Origin of the sequence: Alkalibacter rhizosphaerae (assembly GCF_017352215.1) — a bacterium.
GTDB lineage: Bacteria > Bacillota > Clostridia > Eubacteriales > Alkalibacteraceae > Alkalibacter > Alkalibacter rhizosphaerae.
The window spans coordinates 2,124,670-2,143,181 of record NZ_CP071444.1 but is presented as its reverse complement, the minus strand read 5'-3'; the positions used below and the strand labels follow the sequence as shown (position 1 = coordinate 2,143,181).

19 protein-coding genes are annotated in these 18,512 nt (G+C 42.6%); 4 read left to right on the top strand and 15 right to left on the bottom strand.

Going from position 1 to position 18,512, the window contains the following annotated elements; genetic code table 11:
- The first annotated feature begins 298 nt into the window (after window positions 1-298).
- Window positions 299-499: a dodecin family protein gene (locus J0B03_RS10640; RefSeq protein ID WP_207299581.1), complete on the top strand. Its 201-nt coding sequence runs from the start codon at window positions 299-301 to the stop codon at window positions 497-499.
- Between the two features lie 75 nt (window positions 500-574).
- On the opposite strand, the gene J0B03_RS10635 is transcribed toward J0B03_RS10640, so the two are convergent.
- The 4 genes from J0B03_RS10635 to J0B03_RS10620 all read right to left on the bottom strand — a co-directional run bounded on the left by J0B03_RS10635 (window position 575) and on the right by J0B03_RS10620 (window position 3,539).
- Window positions 575-1,213 (bottom strand): cation efflux transmembrane domain-containing protein, encoded by a 639-nt coding sequence (locus J0B03_RS10635; RefSeq protein ID WP_207299580.1) that lies wholly within the window; start codon window positions 1,211-1,213, stop codon window positions 575-577.
- Window positions 1,214-1,216: 3 nt separating this feature from the next.
- Entirely contained in the window at window positions 1,217-1,924 is a 708-nt protein-coding gene (locus J0B03_RS10630) for a diacylglycerol/polyprenol kinase family protein (RefSeq protein WP_207299579.1), read from the bottom strand.
- 14 nt (window positions 1,925-1,938) lie between these two features.
- Entirely contained in the window at window positions 1,939-2,604 is a 666-nt protein-coding gene (locus J0B03_RS10625; RefSeq protein WP_207299578.1) for a hypothetical protein, read from the bottom strand.
- A 122-nt stretch (window positions 2,605-2,726) separates the two neighbouring features.
- On the bottom strand, window positions 2,727-3,539 hold the full coding sequence (locus J0B03_RS10620; protein ID WP_207299577.1) for a DODA-type extradiol aromatic ring-opening family dioxygenase: 813 nt from the start codon (window positions 3,537-3,539) through the stop codon (window positions 2,727-2,729).
- Window positions 3,540-3,811: 272 nt separating this feature from the next.
- Between J0B03_RS10620 and yaaA the strand changes: the two genes are divergently transcribed.
- The gene (gene yaaA, locus J0B03_RS10615; protein ID WP_207299576.1) at window positions 3,812-4,132 is read left to right on the top strand and encodes a peroxide stress protein YaaA; all 321 of its coding nucleotides are present in this window, start codon (window positions 3,812-3,814) and stop codon (window positions 4,130-4,132) included.
- Here yaaA and J0B03_RS10610 read toward each other — a convergent pair.
- Window positions 4,126-6,132 carry an oxidoreductase gene (locus J0B03_RS10610; protein WP_207299575.1) on the bottom strand — a complete coding sequence of 669 codons (2,007 nt, stop codon included), beginning with the start codon at window positions 6,130-6,132 and terminating at the stop codon, window positions 4,126-4,128. The genes yaaA and J0B03_RS10610 overlap by 7 nt on opposite strands.
- A gap of 157 nt (window positions 6,133-6,289) precedes the next feature.
- Here J0B03_RS10610 and J0B03_RS10605 point away from each other — a divergent pair, with 157 nt between their 5' ends.
- Window positions 6,290-6,802 carry a GNAT family N-acetyltransferase gene (locus tag J0B03_RS10605; RefSeq protein WP_207299574.1) on the top strand — a complete coding sequence of 171 codons (513 nt, stop codon included), beginning with the start codon at window positions 6,290-6,292 and terminating at the stop codon, window positions 6,800-6,802.
- 234 nt (window positions 6,803-7,036) lie between these two features.
- Window positions 7,037-7,876 (top strand): methyl-accepting chemotaxis protein, encoded by an 840-nt coding sequence (locus J0B03_RS12405; RefSeq protein ID WP_207299573.1) that lies wholly within the window; start codon window positions 7,037-7,039, stop codon window positions 7,874-7,876.
- 21 nt (window positions 7,877-7,897) lie between these two features.
- On the opposite strand, the gene J0B03_RS10595 is transcribed toward J0B03_RS12405, so the two are convergent.
- From J0B03_RS10595 to J0B03_RS10550, 10 genes are all read right to left on the bottom strand, one after another.
- Complete coding sequence (locus J0B03_RS10595; protein WP_207299572.1) at window positions 7,898-8,404, bottom strand: SOUL family heme-binding protein; 507 nt, start codon at window positions 8,402-8,404, stop codon at window positions 7,898-7,900.
- Window positions 8,405-8,506: 102 nt separating this feature from the next.
- Window positions 8,507-9,367 (bottom strand): DegV family protein, encoded by an 861-nt coding sequence (locus J0B03_RS10590; RefSeq protein WP_207299571.1) that lies wholly within the window; start codon window positions 9,365-9,367, stop codon window positions 8,507-8,509.
- A 26-nt stretch (window positions 9,368-9,393) separates the two neighbouring features.
- Complete coding sequence (locus J0B03_RS10585) at window positions 9,394-9,936, bottom strand: DUF1836 domain-containing protein (RefSeq protein WP_207299570.1); 543 nt, start codon at window positions 9,934-9,936, stop codon at window positions 9,394-9,396.
- Between the two features lie 212 nt (window positions 9,937-10,148).
- Window positions 10,149-11,030 carry a VOC family protein gene (locus tag J0B03_RS10580; protein WP_207299569.1) on the bottom strand — a complete coding sequence of 294 codons (882 nt, stop codon included), beginning with the start codon at window positions 11,028-11,030 and terminating at the stop codon, window positions 10,149-10,151.
- Window positions 11,031-11,082: 52 nt separating this feature from the next.
- Window positions 11,083-12,249, bottom strand: coding sequence for a PQQ-dependent sugar dehydrogenase (locus tag J0B03_RS10575; RefSeq protein ID WP_207299568.1), 1,167 nt, complete (start codon window positions 12,247-12,249; stop codon window positions 11,083-11,085).
- A 994-nt stretch (window positions 12,250-13,243) separates the two neighbouring features.
- Window positions 13,244-15,298: a CHAP domain-containing protein gene (locus J0B03_RS10570; protein ID WP_207299567.1), complete on the bottom strand. Its 2,055-nt coding sequence runs from the start codon at window positions 15,296-15,298 to the stop codon at window positions 13,244-13,246.
- 15 nt (window positions 15,299-15,313) lie between these two features.
- Window positions 15,314-15,484 (bottom strand): hypothetical protein, encoded by a 171-nt coding sequence (locus J0B03_RS10565; RefSeq protein ID WP_207299566.1) that lies wholly within the window; start codon window positions 15,482-15,484, stop codon window positions 15,314-15,316.
- 91 nt (window positions 15,485-15,575) lie between these two features.
- On the bottom strand, window positions 15,576-16,370 hold the full coding sequence (locus J0B03_RS10560) for a hypothetical protein (RefSeq protein ID WP_207299565.1): 795 nt from the start codon (window positions 16,368-16,370) through the stop codon (window positions 15,576-15,578).
- A gap of 145 nt (window positions 16,371-16,515) precedes the next feature.
- Window positions 16,516-16,731, bottom strand: a complete 216-nt coding sequence (locus J0B03_RS10555) for a hypothetical protein (protein ID WP_207299564.1) — start codon at window positions 16,729-16,731, stop codon at window positions 16,516-16,518.
- A gap of 136 nt (window positions 16,732-16,867) precedes the next feature.
- Window positions 16,868-18,508 carry a M56 family metallopeptidase gene (locus J0B03_RS10550; RefSeq protein ID WP_207299563.1) on the bottom strand — a complete coding sequence of 547 codons (1,641 nt, stop codon included), beginning with the start codon at window positions 18,506-18,508 and terminating at the stop codon, window positions 16,868-16,870.
- Window positions 18,509-18,512: the final 4 nt, after the last annotated feature.

Here is an 18,512-nt window from a genome sequence, read left to right as displayed (position 1 = left end):
TTTTATTTTTGATTCCAAACGCAAAAATAGAGCGAATACAATCTAATATGCACTTTCCAAGTATGTCTGTTGTACACGCTCGATACACTAAACAATTATAATGCATTAAATTTAATAAAGTCAATAACTTCAGCAAACTTTTTGTATGCATTTAATTCCAATCTTACTTTCGTTTAAGGGTAATCAAAAAGGGTAGTTAGTACTATGAAGACAGTCTGACTACGTTACTTTTGGATCATCCAGGACACTAAAATTCATCAGATACTTATAAAACCATTGAAGAAGGAGGTGTAAAAAAGTGGCTGTAGTTAAAGTGGTTGAGATCATCGCCCAATCCAGTGAAGGTTGGGAGGCTGCAACTCAGGAAGCGATCACGCAGGCATCCAAGACCATCAAACACATAGAATCGGTATATGTCAAGGAATTCAAGGCGATCGTGGAAGCCGGCAAAATCGTGAACTATCGCGTCAACGTAAAAATTTCATTCGTTGTTGAATAAGATTGCGAGGATAGGAAGAGGGGATACATCGATGTATCCCCTCTTTCCTATCCTCATTTCGTGATCCATCATTTTTTACGACGATCCACTACTGCCAACCGTTTCCAGATTTTTCCCTCGAATCGTCAACAGTCCATTGGCAATCAGATACAAAGCCACCACTGCGGACCCGACAACATCCACGTAACCGGTAAATCTTGCATTAGGCATTATAACGATGACACCCAGTGCAATAACGACACATCCGTCTACAAGTGATTTTGCCAGATACAGTCTGCTTTGCACTTGAAAGATCCGATTTGGTGTTTTACGGTCCATACTTCGATATCGAAAAAAGAACCAGGTGTTGGTGATAACTCCCAATACTGCGATGACCAACCCGGGGATCACGTTGCCTTTTTCGGTGGAAGTCAGAAGTAATGCAACCATCAGCATGGCTCCACCTGAGAGGACCATGGCTGTTCCCACGGCAATATTGGACCATCGCTCCAATTTTCTCTTTCGGACAATATCCATAGTACCTTCTTTACGGATCTTTCGAAATACGATCCAGGATACCACAATGGCAACCAACTCTGCCGAGCGGCGTATGAAATCTGCCAACTGGGTGGCGGATCGTCCCACCAGTAATCCCAATCCAACCACGAGGGGACCTGGTGCACTGAGAAGAACAGAAGCAAGCAACGTCCCTTCTCCTGATTTTTTCTTACTCATCCGTCAACCTCCCAATACTTGCAACATCAGGATCATGGTACTCGCTGCCGCCATGGGACAAGTGATGGTATCCATCCCATTTTTCGTATACAATTCCACGGTCGCGCTGACGGCAGCGGTCACGATCGCTACCACCAGAGCCAATTGCAAATGGACCACTCCATAAACGGTTAGAACGATCCATACGGAAATGGAGGATACGAAAAACATGGCCAAACTGCCTTCCAAACTTTTCCGGCCCTCCACAAGCTTGCCCTCTATATAGATTTTCCCAAATCGCTTGCCTACCAATGCTGCTGCTGCGTCTCCCAATCCCCAAGCCAAAACCGAAGCGATCACCAGATATTTTTCTCCCAGCAAACCCCAACCAAGGGAAATCAACATGGCATACATGGTGAATACCACCAGCAGGCTGTTTTTGATCTCTCCATTTTTTCGTTCTGTAAGCAGATCGCTGTAACCGGGGATCTTTTCTGCCAGATACAAAATCGGGTACACCATAGCCATGAAAATCACGCATGCAATGGTAGCGGTCCACCAGGTCTGAAAAGCCGATGTAAGGATAAATACGGTTCCCAATAAGATCATGTGTAGGGTTTTTCTAAACACTTCTTTATGTACGCGGATCCTGCGACGCAGCAAAAATGCTGCTGTTGCACAAACTGCAAAGTATAAAAGTAGGATCCCATAACCTTTGCCAAATTCCATCATGTTTTCTACCTCCGTCAAACGGTGAATATGCGGTCGTATTCTCTTTGATCGAATGGAGCCCGCCTTTTTTCGCACTTGTTTTTGCATAAGGCGCAGTTCAAGTAACCGTCTCCGTTTTCAAACAGGATCCCGGAGCTGGAATTCCAGGGGATGATATAGTGATGCTCATTCAGTTTTGCTCCCGCCTCTTCCACATTTCCAATGAGCTCGAATAGCTTTTCATTGTTTTCGATAGACCAATCCGGCAAAGATCCCGGATTCATGGCGGCGATCTGCTCGAACCCAAATTTTTCCTTTAACAGGTCATACAAATATGTCATCCCTGCATATAAAGCTGTTCCCTTGATCATATCCCGGATCACCGACTCGTCGAAATCTGTATCCTGGTCCAATTCATCCCCAACGGTCAATATGTACAAAAAAACCTTGTCTGTATTTTTCAAGTTGTCTGCCATGACTCGGCTTTCAAAAACGACATCATTGATTTGGACAGTGCTGTCTTTTACTGCCACGACATCCGCCCAGCGCAAGATCGCTTTGCAACGCAGCCTGTCCTCTGCAATTTTCAACATTTCCATGAATTCTTTTCCAAATTCCGAGTCTTTTCGGATCCGGTGCATTTCCATCACCAGGTCCCGATCAAAGACCAACGGAATTCGTTCCAGTACGATTCTTTCCATGACAAATCCCTCCTATCTTGCATTGTCTCTCTGTTTTTCGCGGGAAACAAACCTTTTGTGAGAGGATCCATCAAAAGCAGCATTCTTTCATCCTCTTCTATATCTCCTCAAGAAAAGCCTGCTTACTCTTGCCAGAAAAATCCGGTGGCTCTCTTCCCCAGGATATAATCGTCAAAAATTTTGGTTGCCGGCTCGGATGCCATTCCGGCACAAACCAGTAAGGGAAGAAGATGTTCTTCTCGGGGATGACAATAGCGGGCATAGGGCAGTTTTGTCCAATGCGTCCATCGTTCCCATTTTTCCGCTTCCTCCACCTTTTCACAACAAAGTCGTGTGATCGCATCTTGAAAGGCGTTGTTTTGTTCATCCTCTTTTTCCAATCCGGCAATATCAAAGGCGCCCGTGTTGTGAAAAGAGAAGCCGGAGCCGATGAACAGGATGCTCTCATCCATCAAGGGCCGAAGCGCTCTGCCCAAGTTCAAGTGCATCAACGGATCCAGACTATGGTGGAGAGATATTTGAAGCACAGGGATATGGGCATCCGGATACATTAATGTCAAGGGGATGTAGGATCCGTGATCGTAAGGGCGCGCTGGATCTGCAATTGCCTGTATGCCATTTTCTTCCAGCAGACCGACGATTTTCTCCGCCAATGCCGGTCGTCCCTTGCATGGATACTCCAGGTCATAGGATTCTTTCGGGAAACCGTAATAATCGTAAACCAGTGGAGGCTGCCCACCGCTTTGGACATGCAAGGGGGCTTCTTCCCAATGGGCGCTAAAGACGACCATGACTTCTGGTTCGTGGATTTGCCGGGGCAAATCTTTCATGAAATCCACCATCTTTTGATGAGATGGATCCCCCAGGATGGGCAAGGGTCCTCCCCCATGGGAAAAATACAGGATGGTACCTCGTTTCTGCAATGGTTCCTTCACGGATCAAACCCCTCTTCTCTTAATATGTTCAACAAATGCCGTTTGTACGCTATGGCCTTTCCCTTTTCATAATTACCCAAAAGGTAACGGCAGAAGCAGGCTGCACTTCTCTGTAACATTACATGGTATGCTAAAAGAAAATATATCGGATTTTCTATTGAACCGCCTCTTCTTTGGGTAGAATATTACGGTAGCTACTATGCTAAAGAAACAGTCCTACGACACCTTAAAAGCACTCTGGAAAGCCAATGATAAGATCTCCAGATTGAATCATGACCGGATCCTTCACATGGATCTGTACCGGTGTTATTTTGAACCTGGCTTCCAAAGAATACAGCAAGGCGATCAAAAATCATCTTGCTGAAAACACGCGATTCATTACCTGTGTCTTTGGAGAACGGATCCAAGACAAGATCGTTGAAAAAGGGACTCTGGCCAAAATGGCTCGAGGCGAAATGTTTCGATTTATGGCGGAAAACCAGATCCGCCAGATGGAAGAGATCCGTTCCTTCAACTGTCTTGGTTATGAATTCTCAAAAACCGAATCCAACGATATCACCCTCGTATTTGTCAAGAGAAACTTGGATCAATAACGTCCCAAATCTCTGGATACAAAGTGGGCAGTATTGGTTGCATTCCAAATGTTTTTGGGCGCCATGCAATCACCCAATGGATGGAATTCCGGGGCACAGTCGAGCAATTTTCTAGCTTCCTCCCACAAGGGCTTCTGTCCCACTGCATAAACGACGGTATCTCCCTCAAATAGCTTGGTTCCGGTCTGGCTCTCCGGCTTGTAGTTTGGAAGTCCAAATCGAAATCCTTCCGGTGGTTTCTCCCCGGTAAAAGATCCTACTACGCCCTTTTCATTGATTTCAACAGCCTTGGTTGCCGGACTGACCTGTATTCCATATTTGTCAATTTCAATACTCAATGCTAGTCCTTGGAGGTTGTTGCCCCCGTCGTTGAGTTCCGGCATCATTTCGATGATGGTACACTGGCGGCCGCTCATGGCCAAAAATACGGACAGCTCCATTCCGACGAGTCCGCCACCGAGAATGATGACCTTGTTCCCGACTTTTGCCGGATCCAGGTAGATCTCCTCTGCCGAAAAAACGTTCTTGCCGTCAATGCCTGGTATCTTCGGTTTGATGGGCCGTGCCCCCAGGGCAGCCATAATAACGTCCGCTGCGATCTCTTCCGCCAAAACTGGAGTTACTTCCGTATTTAGTTGAACTTCGATATTAGGATGTCTGGATATGAGCCGAGTTTGCAATTCGATGTACTGCCCCAACTTTTCCTTGAAAGAAACCTTTTCCTCACACAACAGGACTCCTCCCAGTTTGGAATTCTTTTCACAAAGAATGACCTGATGACCTCGATCGGCACTGGTCAACGCTGCTTCCATGCCGGCCATTCCCCCACCTACCACCAAGACGCGTTTCTGGATTCTGGGTGGATCGTTGTTGTATTTGATTTCTTCTTCGTTTCCGATCTCCGGATTGATGGCACATACGATTTTTTCTTTTTGCATCCGGTGAGAAAAGCAGTACAGGCATCGCATACATTTGTTGATCTCATCTTCTTTTCCTGTTTGCAGTTTTATTGGAAGATCCGGATCACAAATGAGACCTCTTGCCAATTCCACTACGTCCGCTCGCCCCGATGCAATGATCTCTTCCATGAGTTCCGGTTCCGACAATGCACCTACCGTGGCGATGGCTGAGTTCTTTACGTGTTTTTTGATTTCCGCTGCATATTTTACATTGACCCCGTCTTCCAGAAACATGCTGGGATGGGTCACGGTAAAAACCTCATTGACCTCGTGACTGCCGGCAGACACGTGGATCAAGTCTGCATGTCCATCTAAAAATTTTGCCTGTTCGATCCCTGTTTCCACGCCATAGCCGCCATCGAAGACCTCCGATCCGGAAATGCGGATCTCCACCGGATAGCCGGATCCGCACACCTGATGGATCCGATCGCAAACGGCAACGGCGAAGCGAGCACGGTTTTCCGGTGTTCCACCCCATTTGTCTTTTCGCATGTTTTCCTTGGAGAAGAATTGTGAGATCAGCCATCCATGTCCACCGTGAACGGTGACCATGCCGTAACCACATTTTTTAGCATATGCTGCTGACCTGGCAAAGTCATCAATATAACGAAGGATCATCTCTTCCGGCATCTCCAGGATCTCCTGACCAAAGGGAGTCATCCCCCCAACCGCTCCATAAGGTTGAAACCCTTTGCTGTATGAATGGTAGGAACAATTTCCACTATGCAAAATTTCCATGGATGCCACTGCTCCATGGCGATTGATGGCATATGCAATGTCGATCAAATTGAGTTTGGAGGTCTCGTCCCACAGGTTGATGTGACCAGGACGGGACATGCCATCCAGGGAGGTACAGGCATCCCCGATACAGACGGAAGCGGCTCCACCCAAGGCCTTGCGTTCATAGTAATTCATGGAATCCTGGATCGGCTGTTCCGTCACTCCTGTTGGCGAATTGAAGATCCTGTTTCGAAAAACCTGTTTTCCCAAAATAATGGGTTCAAAAAGATGTTTGAATTTTTGATTGTTCATCGTTTTCATTCCACGCAGCATCCTTTCCTATTGAGATACGATCCCTCTGTTTCTTTCGTAAAGTATACCATAAAACCTTACATCGTATATACAATCAAGACTTTGAAAAACTCCTGGAGTTATGGGATAATATTTCTATTCGATCAATTCCATCTGGAGGTGCCACATGTCACATACTACAAACATTCCAAATTTCACCTTGCGATTTGCCAAAGAAACAGATGTACCAACTATTTTTAACTTTATCAAAGAATTGGCCAAGTACGAAAAAATGTCTCACGAAGTGGTAGCCACAGAAGCGCTGCTGAAAGAATCCATCTTTGAAAGAAATATGGCGGAGGTGGTCATTGGAGAATACGAGAACAAACCAGTAGCTTTTGCTTTATTTTTTCACAATTTTTCCACGTTTTTGGGCAAACCCGGAATTTACCTGGAAGATTTGTTTGTCCTGCCTGAGATGAGAGGTAGAGGATTCGGAAAAACCATGCTTTCTTTTCTTGCAAAATTGTGTGTGGACAGAAAGTGCGGAAGACTGGAATGGTGGTGCCTGGATTGGAACCAACCCTCCATTGATTTCTACAAACAAATGGGCGCTGTTCCCATGGACGACTGGACCGTTTATCGAGTAAATGACGAATCCCTGATCAAACTGGCAAGTCACTGCGGCAATCAAGCCTGACATCCTTCGATCCACTCAATACATATCTATCCTATTCTATGTTGTAGATTCCATATGTTTGCGTCAGAGAATCTTTCAGGAAAGCAGAAACTATTTTCAAGAGTCTAAAAAATTTGATCATTCATATTAACTTTTGCATAAATGGACCGATATCTTATATAGCATTCTTTTGCTACACTTCAATAAAAACATGACAACAATACCGAACAATATCACTTTCAGGAGGTATTATCCATGAGCAACCGAGTATTTGAAAATGACGTATTGGAAGCATTTCACAAGATCATTGAATTCATTTCGGAACTGGTCAACGAACCGATCACAACGTTTATTGCCGAAGGAGATGAGTACAAAGCAACATTTGACGTGCCCGAATTGCCTTTTGGCACAAAACCAGGTGACAAATTGCAGGATTTTGAAAAAGATCTATTAAAAAGCGGAAAGGTGTTCAAATCCGATTTAACGGCGGAAAATATCCCCACCGTAGATTTCCCCTTCAAATCCATCGTTATCCCTATAAAAGATGATACAGGCAACGTTGTCGGTGGAGTTTTCACTGCCCAATCCATGCGAAAAAAACATGAGTTGACCGAACTTTCCCAAACGGTTCGTTCTTCCCTGGAGCAGATCACCTCCGCTCTCAGCGATTTGAATATCAAAGTGCAGGAAGTGGTGGACACCAACCTGGAAGTTCAAAAAGTTGTGGAAGAATCCAAAGTGAATACGGAAAATACCAATGAGATCCTTTCCTTTATCGAAGATATTTCTTCGCAAACGAATCTGTTGGGACTAAATGCTGCAATTGAAGCAGCCAGGGCAGGTGAATATGGACGGGGCTTCGATGTAGTGGCAAAAGAGATCCGGAAACTATCGAGCAAATCCAGTGATTCCGTAAAAGAAGTGGCGGAAGTCCTAAAAAACATTAAATCATCCATATTGACCATCCATAAAAAAATCGACCAAAATACGGAAGTTTACGAAACCCAGGCAGCTAGCCTTGAGGAAATCACTGCCTCCATCCAGGAACTTCAATCCACAGTAGAAAACCTGCATGGATTTGCAGAAAAACTATAGAACCATAGGGGAGGCGATCCATTAAATTTCGATTCGGATCATGATCTCATTACGGCGAAAAACACCTGGAACGAAGGGAGGATTATAGAAGGCCAGCATATGGTTGGATATGGCCCTGTATCCTTTTACTTCGATCCATTCCGAAAGTTTTTGCTTCATGTTCTTTTCCATATTCTCGTTTGATCTACCGCCGTACTTGATCACGGCAAACAGACCACCTCCAAATTTTTTCAAAGACAGCAACTCACTGTTGGGTTTCGGCGCGTTTTCCCAGTGAGCTTTTGGTACCACAAACGCCATTTTCATTTGATCGTCCACGACCTCCTCAATAACAGGTATGGTCATGCTGAGCTTTTGCTTGTTTTCATTGTCATTGGAAATATACCGAAAGAGAGTTCCAAACCCTTTTTCGATTTTTGGATCCTTTTCGTTGTTGTATTCCACAACGATAAATTCATCATATAGCCTTAACTCAAATGGTGGTTGTGACAATACCACCTTGTATTCAGGCTGTTCGTATTTGGACATATCATACCCTCCTCCATATATTCAATCTATTCTTCAAAAGTGGATTTGTCAAACAAAAAACCGCATCAGCGATCTGATGCGGTCTGTTTCTTTTCTTGCTTGTCAATCATCCAGTTCGAAGCATCCGATACCAATAAGTCCCGGTCCTGTATGAACACCAAGGGCTGGAGAGATTTGCCCTTCCATGAATAATGCTGCACTGTCTACATATGGCTGCATCATTTCTCTTATTTTGTCTGCTTCTTCTTGGGCATAACCATGACAAATGCAAAGATAATAATTTTTCTTGTCTTTGATTTTATCTTGAACGATTTTTATGAGCTTGCTGATGCTCTGTTTTCTTCCCCGAGCTTTTTCTACGGTATAATAGATCCCGTCTGTGTCGCAGGTAATAATTGGCTTGACTTGGAGGAGTCTTCCGATCATTCCTTCTACACGTCCTAATCTTCCACCCTTGATAAGATACTCCAATGTTTTCAAACTAAAGTAAATATTGGAGGTTGCGATTTTATTTTCGACTTTCTCAACGATTTCTTCAAAATTTAATTTTTGATCACGTAATTGTGCTGCATAAACGGACAGAAAACCAGAACCAAGCCCAATATTTTTTGTGTCTATCACTTTCGTTTTGATGTCTTTAAAATCCTCACAAACCATTTTGATTGCCTTGAATGTTCCGCTCAACCCTGAAGAGATCACTGGAATGATTATTTGATCGTATCCGTCGGCTACAATTTTTTCGATGGTCTCATGCATTTCACCGATCGTTGGAAAACTTGTATGGGGTATTTCTTTTTGCAGGTTTTCATATACTTCTTCCGGGCTTATGTCGACTCTGTCCCGATAAGATCTGTCTTTATAATTGATCCTTAGTGCCATTTCATAAATATGAAATCTTTCCAATAAACTTTGAGGTACATCCGAGCAAGAATCTGTTAGTATCGCAATTTTATTTTGATCCATGATCTTCTCCTTTTGATTTTAGTCATTTATATACTTTCAATTTTCGTTTCTATGATTTTTTCCGTTAACAATTTACAGCATAATGCTGTCGTAATGGAAGAAATGGCAAGCTTTTCAGCGCTTATTTCCCTTTCCGCCAAGGTATAGGGACTGCTTTGGTCTAAGATCGGAAGAAAAACGGTTCTCATGGATTCCTCGAATGCTTCGCAAAAAGAATCGTAGGCTGTTTTTTCATTTCCCTGCAAAGCGATCTGCAATTGGATCCCATCTTTGATTTTCGAAATCGGCAGCACCTGTTTGAGTATGGTGATGACTATAACATATGCAATATGTTGCCTTTCATACTTTTTCTTTACTGGCTTTGGCATCATCCCCCATTTTACATAATTGTTCACCATGCTTTTGGTAAGGAGTTTTTCATCACCGTTTTGCATAAAAGATATTTCGTCTGTAACGATTTTCAACATCTGGTCCGAATAAATTGCAAAATCCGGCAAGTCATCCCATAAAGTAAGTTTTACTTCGCTCATGATCATGCTGTAGTCGTATAATTCCATTTTTTTTATCATGTCTCTCCCTATATCAATAACGCTCATATGTAGTTATTATAACTACATACATAGTAATCCAACTATTGGAAAATGTCAAGCATGAAATGCAACCAAAATTCACGGATGCATCACTTTAGTGACGTACGGGATCCGGTCCATTTGCAAGAAAAAAACGGATAGCACTCCGTTTCTTTGTGTTATGCCTCCATTTTTTCCATTTCATGATCCTTTCATGATCCTTTTCGGACTCGTTCCAATTCTTTCAAATCGATTTTTTTCATTTGGAGGAATGCTTTGGTAGCTCTTGAAATTTCTTCTTCAGAACCTTGAACCAACAATTCGTCCAATCCTTCTGGTATGATTTGCCAGGACAGACCGTATTTGTCCTTGATCCACCCGCATTGTTCTGCAGCAGGATCTGCCGAGAGCTTCTCCCAATAATAATCGATCTCCAGCTGGTTCTTGCAAAATACGATCAGAGAAAAGGCTTCAGTAAAAGTAAAGTCTCCACCCATGCCATTGTCCATTGCAACCATTTCCATGTTCGATAGCGTGAATGCCGCAAAATTCACCCTGGCCTCTTTATCCTGGGCTTCTCCCTCTCTGTAGTGATTGATCCACGCTATGCTGGAATCCTCAAAAACCTCCAAGTAGAACCTCACCGCTTCTTCCGCTAGGCCGCAGACCCCATTTGAAAACAGTAGGCTGGGCTTGATTTTCTGTCTCGCTTCGTCTTCGACAAACATCAACTGCCAAGTGAGCCCGAATTTGTCTTTCACCCACCCATACAACTTGCTGAACGGATATTCCTGGAGGGGCATCAAGGCTTCGCCGCCTTCCGATAAGACAGACCACAGACGCTCCACTTCTTCTTTCGCATTCAACGAAACCATAAGGGAGATGGATGGGTTGAACGTAAAATATGGGCCTGCGCTGATCGCTTGAAACCGGGTGCCCATCAATTCGAAATCAACGATCTCAGTGTCTCCAGATGGTGTATCTCTCAATATGGTTGAACCCATGATCCGCGAGTCTCGAAATGCTTTTGTATATAATACAGCTGCTTCTTTGGCCTCTTTGTCATACCACAGATGAGGAATTATTTTATTCATAATACTCATATCCTTTCTAGTCTTTTTCACATTAAAAGCTTCTCTCTGCTGCTTATTTTGTTGATGGAAAAATCGGTGTTATTTTTAAAACCACATCATCATTTTCTTTTGGAACACCTCTTCCATCTCTATTGTTCGTTGCCGCATATAAGGCCCCTTCATAGTGGACAATCGTTCTTATGCGTCCGTAGTCTCTGAAAAGCTCTTCCTGGCGAACATATCCGCCCTTGTCATCCAACTCCATTCTCATAACCATATTCCCTCTTAATCCCGCTACATACAAATGGGATCTCTCAGATTGATCCCAAGAATCAATAGCGATCCCCGAAGGAGCCAAGGTAAACTCGGAATAACAGGATATGGGATCCTCGTATTCCGTATCCCCATCGAGGCACGTGACTACCGGCCACCCATAATTCTTGCCTGGCAATATCCGATTTATTTCATCCTGGCTATCGGGTCCATGGTCACTGGCAAATAGGTCTCCGCTGACAGGATGCCAGGCAATGCCTTGTGGATTGCGAAATCCATAGGCAAACACGGGACTATCCTCAAATGGATTATCGGCAGGTATGGAACCATCTGGATTGATTCGCAGGATCTTGCCAGCCAAGGAGTCCAGATCTTGAGACAGTTCTGGGTTCTGGGCATCACCGGTCGTAATATAAAGTTTTTCGTCCGGACCGAATTTCAGCCTTCCTCCATTATGGAATCTGGATCCTGGAATTTTGTCTAGAATATACACCTCATCCACAAGGGCATTTTCTTCAAGGGTAAACCGGGAAACTCTGTTAAATGTTTGATTGTCTGCGCTGTAGGTGTAATACAGAAAAAGGTGATTGCTATCCTTGAAATCCGGGCTGATCTCCATACCCAGGAGACCTCCTTCGCCTGTATGTTCCACATCAAGCACGATATTCACTTCCTTCCCATCCAGCATGACCACTCTTCCGGGTCTCTCTGTCACCAGAAGACGTCCATCCGGTAAAGGCACGATCTCCCATGGAATTTCGAAATTTTCCCCAATTACTTCAATATCATAATCCAGCTTCCCAATGTCAAGTTCATCGTTGTCCAACCCATCTCCTTCGTCCTGTGAATCAGGATTTTGATCTGGAGCAAAAATAGTTCGAGCCAGGAAAAAATCGATTCCTCCCATTTGCCAGAAAACAAATAGGAGGACCAACGCGATAGGTATTACCAACCATTTCTTCTTCATACAAATGATCCTCCTTAAGTCTCGGTAAAACTTGTATGCCACAGCAATAACTTAGTTTTCGTTTTACTTCTACCACAGTGTGCAAATAGGTAAACAAAATCACAAAAGAAACTTGGTTGGAAATATTCTTTAGATTTGAAGAGCTTGGTTAAGGACGCATGAATCGTTGAAAATCTGAAAATAGTGAAGGTTCCGTGAATTTTGGTCGTATGCCAATGTTTCGGGATCAACGAGAGTGGTACTATTTGCCGTGGATATTGTTTGGTATTGGGACAGTAATTATTATCGCCGTCTTAATGCTAATTTGGGGAATAAAAGAAAATTGAATCCTTCGGAGAACAATGCGAAAGAATTATTAGACAGACGCTTTGCGCGCGGGGAAATTACGGAAGAAAATTATCTAAGGGCAAAAGATCTTTTGGAAGGTAAATAAGCACAATTTGAAGATTCCACCTTTTCGTCTTTTCATGAAACAACGTCAGGAAATCACACCCCAAATATTAAATCCTTTTGAATATTTGGGGTGCATTACTTTTCTAAGAATCTTTTGTCTAACGGTCAACAATATCCAAGTTAGTTGCTGTAGAACCTACATTTTTCAGACCGACACCCATGTGGATGCCGATCACTATGGGTACATACTAATCTCATCGTTTTTCGTGCTTCAAATTAAATCATCTTCTGATTCTACGATCTCTACTGCATCCGCAAGTGCTGTCCTGACGAATTTTTTTCATGCTGCTCCATGTAGAACACTAGATGAGGCTCCTATGGATGGTGCTATGCCGCAATGGATAGGCTACACAAAGTTGGACAATAGAGTACACCGGTGAATTTAAACTACAAATGGTGAAATAATACCTTCGCAACGAATCCAAGCAGAAATCAGTCGAGAGTATGAATTAACTCCATCCTCATTGAACCGCTGGATAAAACAGCATCCATCAAGCGGATCTTTCTGTAGCCCTTGTATAAGTCATTAAGATATCCTAACCTAATTTAGCCTCCATATTTTAATGATACTCCCAGCCGCGCTGGAGTATGGATTATACGAATGCCGAAAGACAAGTTCTGGTGTCATTACCGGATTGAGTTTTGAATAAAAAGTATTGGAATCGATGACCCAAAAATTCCCGCCCCCACTATTAGAAAGTATTATTGCGGTATGTAATTGTTTCGATGGATCGTTTTTGTCATACATATCATAAACAGAGCTGCCATCACTTCCTGCAGGAGTAACCTGAATAATGTCTCCTCGTACAGCATCTTGAGGGTTTATCTCTATACCTCCTGCTCTCGCAAATGCATTTTGATAACCATTACCAACGCTGATCTTTCCATCACTTGCCTTTGAGACGACACTATTCACAAAAGCTTTACACTGACCACCCCAAGTTCCATTAGCATAAGTCTCCGCAACCTCAGCTATCCTTTCATTTATAAGATCCGGTTCAACATTTTGTTCAGGAACATCCGAATTAATTTGTTCCTTTTCTGGTATAAGTGATGGTTTCGGTGTTTGAGTCGGCGTAGATTCCTTATCATCATTGCTATTAAAGAATCCTTTGATCCACGAAATCACTTTAGAAACACTGACTGAAATCTTTTCAGACACAAAATCAAAGATATTTTTTGATTCTTTAGCCGCATCTGAAATGGTTTCATCACTATCATTATTGACCGATTCAGACGTTTCTTTTGAATCATTAGTAGTTTTTACAGGTGGAGGTATATATTTACCAATCGGTTCTTCTTCCTGCACAAGCGGATTTTTCATCGTCGCTTTTTCATACACCGTGAAATAGACCACATTGCTGTTTGGCCCACCACCGGCACTATTGTATGGCTTCATCTGCACACAGTATCTCCCTGCCGGCAAGGATCCGATGTTCTTGGAGGTTCCGGTTACATAGTTGTCAAACACCAAGTACTGGTCGTTTCCGTATGGTTCCTTCCATACGGACAATCCGTATTTGGCTGCACCGCTGGATGCCGTCCAATTGAACACGACGCTTTCTCCTGCTGCATACGTGGATTTTGCCGATACCGTCATGGAGCCCGGTACCGTTACTGTGGGTTGTGATGATTGCACCGTGAAGTAAACCACATTGCTGTTTGGCCCGCCACCGGCGCTATTGTATGGCTTCATCTGCACACAGTATTTCCCTGCCGGCAAGGATCCGATGTTCTTGGAGGTTCCGGTTACATAGTTGTCAAACACCAAGTACTGGTCGTTTCCGTATGGTTCCTTCCATACGGACAATCCGTATTTGGTCGCGCCGCTGGAGGCCGTCCAGTTGAACACGACGCTTTCTCCTGCTGCATACGTGGATTTTGCCGATACCGTCATGGAACCCGGTACCGTTACTGTGGGTTGTGATGATTGCACCGTGAAATAGACCACATTGCTGTTTGGTCCGCCACCGGCACTATTGTATGGCTTCATCTGCACACAGTATTTCCCTGCCGGCAAGGATCCGATGTTCTTGGAGGTTCCGGTTACATAGTTGTCAAACACCAAGTACTGGTCGTTTCCGTATGGTTCCTTCCATACGGACAATCCGTATTTGGCTGCACCGCTGGATGCCGTCCAGTTGAACACGATGCTTTCTCCTGCTGCATACGTGGATTTTGCCGTTACCGTCATGGAACCCGGTACCGATACAGTGGGCTGTGATGATTGCACCGTGAAATAGACCACATTGCTGTTTGGTCCGCCACCGGCACTATTGTATGGCTTCATCTGCACACAGTATTTCCCTGCCGGCAAGGATCCGATGTTCTTGGAGGTTCCGGTTACATAGTTGTCAAATACCAAGTACTGGTCGTTGCCGTATGGTTCCTTCCACACGGACAATCCGTATTTGGTCGCGCCGCTGGAGGCCGTCCAGTTGAACACGATGCTTTCTCCTGCTGCATACGTGGATTTTGCCGATACCGTCATGGAACCCGGTACCGAAATAGCAAAAACTGATGATTGAATAAATAAGATTAATACAATGATCAGTACTGAAACCAGTTTTATGCTTTTGGCAAATATCTTTTCCATATAAACCTCCTAGTCTCAGCTAAATTGTGCATACATCCACAAAACAAATCTACAAATTCCTTCTTCTAGTGCTTTTCGAGCTTTTCCCTCTTCTGAAAAATCTCTTTTCCCCAGTTCCGAATTTACTAATGCATTCTCGTAATCATCTATATAATTCACACTTCCCTTTATAACCGCTATTTCCATATAAAATACACCTCATAATCTTAAGTTACTTCTCAATATCCACCTATCACGACATATTATCCATCTACTGCGCAGAATGTTTCAATGGAAGTCAACTGATAATCTCGTCATCTTTTGGCAATTCAAAGTCTGGTGATGAATTAATATTTTTATATTCAGATACTATAGTAAGATCCTGCTCATAAACTGATTTACCGTCTATCACCATGTTCGGTGAAAGTTCTTGTGTATTAACAAGTTGATGATCTTCGACCTTAATAACCTGTTGGGTGTCCTTATTATAATAAACAGTTTGCGTTAGTGATTTAATATACATATACTCAATTGCCGCGCCATGTACTTCTTCCGGGTTTATTGTCGCTTTGATAACTACTTGTTCATCAGTGTCTTCTAAAATTTCATAATCAACCATACCCAATAGTATCCCTTGGGTACGTTCACCATTTCCAATATATAGACTATCAAAAAGTGCTGGCTCCGGATATGTTTCTTCTGTTATTTCGCTTACTAAATATTTTTCCTCTTGAAGAAAATAAAAATAATTCGTGATGGTTCCATTTTGATGCAACGCATAACTAGGTGCCGTTGGATATTCCGTCTCTGATAAAGTGGTTACCTTTGTTCTATATGGATCGTAAAATATTATTCTTTCACCACGGCTCTCGTTTCTACGAATTTCATTTCCATCTTCATCAAGGTATAAATTAGTGACATCAGCAATAACCGTGTAGTTATTTACGTTTTCCAAGTTATTATAGCTCCACTTTTTAATACCGGCAATGTATGGACCTTCATCAGAACTAGATGCTTGTCCAGCACACCCAACAACGATTAAAGATAGCATCAATAAAAGCACTAAAATCATGTGTTCTTTTTTGAATTTCATGTGTTTACCTCCAACCTTACACAAATTATATTAGCAATATAGAAGTTGTTTCTCTTAACTCTGGTCATATCGTAGTTGAACTCAGTACCGAAAAAATACGAAAAATCAGGGCGAGCTCCCAGCTTTAGTACGCTGTATCCACCTATTAGGAAGATTTAATTCTCTTAACAGCCAAGTTAATAATAACCAATCTTACTCCTATATATGATAGTGCCCAGATCATAACGTCCCCTAAAAAGGGTATTAAACCAAATCTGTCTTGAAAAATATTAAAAGAAAACCCAGTATAGAGAAAAATCAATCCCCGAATGATGGTTGCAACAATATAAGCAACTATGAATATAACAATTTCCTTTTTCATTTTTTGTCACTCCTATAAATAACTCACACTTTAAATTACTGTTATTAGTCTAGCATTACTGAAAATTTAAAGCAACAAAAAAGCTGGGTTCCCCAGCTTAATCATGTCGTAATATCCACCAATTACACAATAGAAGTTAGTTGACAAGCTCCTCACCCTCTGGCAAATCAAAGTCCTCAGATGTATTGATATTGACATATTGTATCGTGGTGGTGAAATCCATTTCCTTAACAGATTGTCCATCGACTGTCATGCCTGGATTCAGCACCTCTGCATCCTGTATTACATGATTCTCCACCTTCATTACCTGATTGCTTGTTTTGTCATAGTAGATTGTTCGTGTGTTGGTTAAAATGAAGCTCGCTCCAACTTCACCATAAAGATCTCCCTGTTCAATCGTCGCTTTCAGCACGTACTGTTCCTCTGTTTCTTCCACTACTTCATAATCAACCATACCGGACAGCAGTCCTGGGCTGTGTTCTCCTTCGCCAATATACAAATTATCAAAGGCATCCGCAGATTCTCCCAAATCTTCTTTAGTAACCCTTGAAATAACATAAACCTCATCTTGCAAAAAGAATGAATATTGTGCGATTTCTTCATTTTGATGCAATTCGTAGTATGCCTGTGTCGTATATTCTGTTTTTGAAAGTGTGGTTTGTTTTGTTTTGTACGGGTCAAAGAATACTACTCTTTCATATTCACTTTCACTATGCGTTAATTCAACGCCGTCTTCACCACGCCAAATATTGATTGTATTGATAAGCATGGTATAGTTATCTGCTTGTTCCAAGTTTTTTTCGCTCCATTCATTGATTTGATCAATATATGGAGCGCCTGTTTCGTTTTCTGGATTCAGCAATAACCCAATGGCTAGCGGAATCACTATGACTACTATTGCCAGCATGATGTAGAACCTAGGTTTTTTATAACGCAATATGTTTTTAATACGCCCTTTTGTATTTCCTTCTCCAAAGGCAAGTGGAGATATACCAAAAGTCCTTTTCCCCGTGGCAAAATTCAATAGGGATTGGGAATAGTCTTTCTTTAAGCTGTATCCTAATGTATTGATGACGGACTCGTCGCAAGACATTTCCATATCGTCCCCACTTCGCCAAAACGCGATCCATACCAATGGATTGAACCAATGCAGAGACAAAACTAGATAGCTTAAAATTCTAATACCGTGATCCAACCTTTTGATGTGGGTTTGCTCATGAAGCAATATGTATTCTTCTTCACTTTGATTCAAATAGTCCGGCATATAAATTCTTGGCTTAACCAGTCCCATTACAAATGGTATTTTCACCTCTTTGGAACGGTACACATTGTCTTTCCAGTGAATCGCATTTTTTACTGAGTTCTTTGTTTTACTTAGAGATACAGCTCCGGAAATCATGAAAAAAGCAACTCCCATAAGCCAAAGAAGGGCGGCAAAAAATATCCAGTCCACCATAGGGTTTCCTGCTCCGTTGCCACGAATTGCTGGTAACATTGCATTAATGGATTGATCTACGTTAGTGATACCAGTAGTTATTTGGGGTGTTGCAGAGTAGATGGTTTCCCGAACAATTGGTGTGGGATTCACAGGAATCAAGCTCAGCACACTTTTCACGGAAAAGGGGACGATCAGCCGGAACAAAACAACAATCCACAGCAAATAGGAATATTTTTTAGGTGCTTTTTTAAGGAGAAGTCTTGCAACTAAAACAAACAGAATGACAAAACTCCCCACAAAAGTCATGTTTAGCACTTGGAGAAACATCTGTTCCAACACGTTG

Excerpts from the sequence above, each read along its gene's own strand:
- J0B03_RS10635 (WP_207299580.1), bottom strand. The coding sequence starts at position 1,213 with ATGAGTAAGAAAAAATCAGGAGAAGGGACGTTGCTTGCTTCTGTTCTT.
- J0B03_RS10630 (WP_207299579.1), bottom strand. The coding sequence starts at position 1,924 with ATGATGGAATTTGGCAAAGGTTATGGGATCCTACTTTTATACTTTGCA.
- J0B03_RS10625 (WP_207299578.1), bottom strand. The coding sequence starts at position 2,604 with ATGGAAAGAATCGTACTGGAACGAATTCCGTTGGTCTTTGATCGGGAC.
- yaaA (WP_207299576.1), top strand. The coding sequence starts at position 3,812 with ATGACCGGATCCTTCACATGGATCTGTACCGGTGTTATTTTGAACCTG.
- J0B03_RS10610 (WP_207299575.1), bottom strand. The coding sequence starts at position 6,132 with ATGAAAACGATGAACAATCAAAAATTCAAACATCTTTTTGAACCCATT.
- J0B03_RS10605 (WP_207299574.1), top strand. The coding sequence starts at position 6,290 with ATGTCACATACTACAAACATTCCAAATTTCACCTTGCGATTTGCCAAA.
- J0B03_RS12405 (WP_207299573.1), top strand. The coding sequence starts at position 7,037 with ATGAGCAACCGAGTATTTGAAAATGACGTATTGGAAGCATTTCACAAG.
- J0B03_RS10595 (WP_207299572.1), bottom strand. The coding sequence starts at position 8,404 with ATGTCCAAATACGAACAGCCTGAATACAAGGTGGTATTGTCACAACCA.
- J0B03_RS10590 (WP_207299571.1), bottom strand. The coding sequence starts at position 9,367 with ATGGATCAAAATAAAATTGCGATACTAACAGATTCTTGCTCGGATGTA.
- J0B03_RS10585 (WP_207299570.1), bottom strand. The coding sequence starts at position 9,936 with ATGATAAAAAAAATGGAATTATACGACTACAGCATGATCATGAGCGAA.
- J0B03_RS10580 (WP_207299569.1), bottom strand. The coding sequence starts at position 11,030 with ATGAATAAAATAATTCCTCATCTGTGGTATGACAAAGAGGCCAAAGAA.
- J0B03_RS10575 (WP_207299568.1), bottom strand. The coding sequence starts at position 12,249 with ATGAAGAAGAAATGGTTGGTAATACCTATCGCGTTGGTCCTCCTATTT.
- J0B03_RS10570 (WP_207299567.1), bottom strand. The coding sequence starts at position 15,298 with ATGGAAAAGATATTTGCCAAAAGCATAAAACTGGTTTCAGTACTGATC.
- J0B03_RS10565 (WP_207299566.1), bottom strand. The coding sequence starts at position 15,484 with ATGGAAATAGCGGTTATAAAGGGAAGTGTGAATTATATAGATGATTAC.
- J0B03_RS10560 (WP_207299565.1), bottom strand. The coding sequence starts at position 16,370 with ATGAAATTCAAAAAAGAACACATGATTTTAGTGCTTTTATTGATGCTA.
- J0B03_RS10555 (WP_207299564.1), bottom strand. The coding sequence starts at position 16,731 with ATGAAAAAGGAAATTGTTATATTCATAGTTGCTTATATTGTTGCAACC.